The 1,132-nt window shown below is 47.6% G+C and carries 1 protein-coding gene; it reads left to right on the forward strand.

Going from position 1 to position 1,132, the window contains the following annotated elements:
- The coding region (gene nosD / locus ACTHUR_RS11625; protein WP_440398674.1) for a nitrous oxide reductase family maturation protein NosD at nt 1-1,049 on the forward strand (1,049 nt) is incomplete at its 5' end.
- Nucleotides 1,050-1,132 lie beyond the last annotated feature (83 nt).

Here is a 1,132-nt window from a genome sequence, read left to right on the forward strand (position 1 = left end):
TTTCCAATTCAGGCTTGAGCCTGCCGGCCATGGATGCAGGGATTTATCTTGAGGAAACGGCTCCGCGAGCATTGGTTGAACACAATAATGTCTTGGACAACTCAGTCGGCGTATACATCCATGGCGCGGCAGAATCGATGGTGCGCGAAAATAAGATTGTCGGGGAAGCCACATTGCGTGTGAATGAGCGCGGTAATGGCGTAACGGTTTGGAATGCGCCGGGCGCGCAAGTAGTCGACAACGATATTTCCAAAGGCCGTGACGGTATTTTTTCTAATACCAGTACAAACAATACCTATAAAGGCAATCGTTTCAGCGATTTGCGTTTTGCAGTGCATTATATGTACACCAACGACAGCGAGGTCAGCAACAACATCTCTGTCGGCAACAATATGGGCTATGTGTTGATGTTCTCAGAGCGTCTCAAAGTGTATGGCAATATCGCCGTAGGCAGCCGTGACCAAGGCATTATGCTCAATTACGTCAACCATTCCGATATTAACGATAACATTATCAACAAAGCCGGTAAATGCGTATTCGCCTATAACGCCAACTTCAATAAAATTTTTGACAACCATTTTGAAAACTGTCAAATCGGCATTCACTTTACCGCGGCTATTGAAGGCACAAGTCTGTCCAATAATTCGTTTATCAACAACGAAAGCCAAGTTAAATACGTCAGCACCCGTTTCCTTGATTGGGGAGAGGGCGGCCGAGGCAATTATTGGAGCGACAACAGTACATTCGATCTTGATGGCGATGGTTTTGGCGACAACGCCTATCGACCGAACGGCATTATCGACCAAATCATTTGGCGCGCCCCCGTGTCCCGTCTGCTGATGAACAGTCCTGCCGTCAGCATTGTCAAATGGGCGCAATCTCAGTTCCCCGCTATTTTGCCGGGCGGCGTCATCGACAGTAAGCCATTGATGAAACCGATCAGCAACAAAACAAGCACCAAATACGAAGCCATGAAGGATGAGCTGTTGCACGAAGCCAGTACGCGCCAATCCGATTGGAGCGATGCCGAAAACGGATCTTTGAATTAAACATGTTTTCAGACGGCCTTTTTCATGAGGCCGTCTGAAACGGCACAAAGGAATTATTCATGACCAACCCCGTCGAATTAAGA

The sequence above is a fragment of the Neisseria sp. P0021.S007 genome (genome assembly GCF_051956855.1).